This is a genomic window from Oleiphilus sp. HI0061, from assembly GCF_001635675.1.
This window is the reverse complement of sequence record NZ_LWFE01001728.1, coordinates 1-431: the sequence shown is the minus strand read 5'-3', so window position 1 is coordinate 431 and position 431 is coordinate 1. Positions and strand designations below refer to the sequence as shown.

Here is a 431-nt window from a genome sequence, read left to right as displayed (position 1 = left end):
ATTCAGCCTCTCCACAGTCGTCATTGCCGCCCCCATTTCTTTCCACCCATTTCTACCAATCGAGACGCGGCTCGTCGAAAGGAAAAGGCGAGATCATTGGCGGACGAGAATTGTGCCAGTGACACGCCAATTAGACCCGTCGCCGACCACTCCAAATGTTCCCCCTCTTTGGTGCGAATCATGGTCGTCGCAAAGGAACTCGAGTTTCCCCCCTTCTCACTGACAAACAATTCTACATCTCCATCTCTGCTTTCGACTTGCGCTTCAAAATCGACAAATAATTCGTCGAGCGGGACTTGTGCCGCTAGCACCAAGCGGGTGCGAGATTCATAACACGCGTCAATGAGGTTCACGAATCGTCGCGCTTCGTTGAGGTGGTTGGCGCCCAATTGGGGGACGCTGTCCATAATGAGGACCGGAAATCGGTCGCA

Annotated in this window: 1 protein-coding gene; it reads right to left on the bottom strand. The window is 53.4% G+C overall.

Annotation, left to right across the window (positions count from 1 at the left end; all coding sequences use genetic code 11):
- Positions 1 to 20: 20 nt before the first annotated feature.
- The coding region (zapE, locus tag A3735_RS26525; protein ID WP_156499945.1) for an AFG1/ZapE family ATPase at positions 21 to 431 on the bottom strand (411 nt) is incomplete at its 5' end.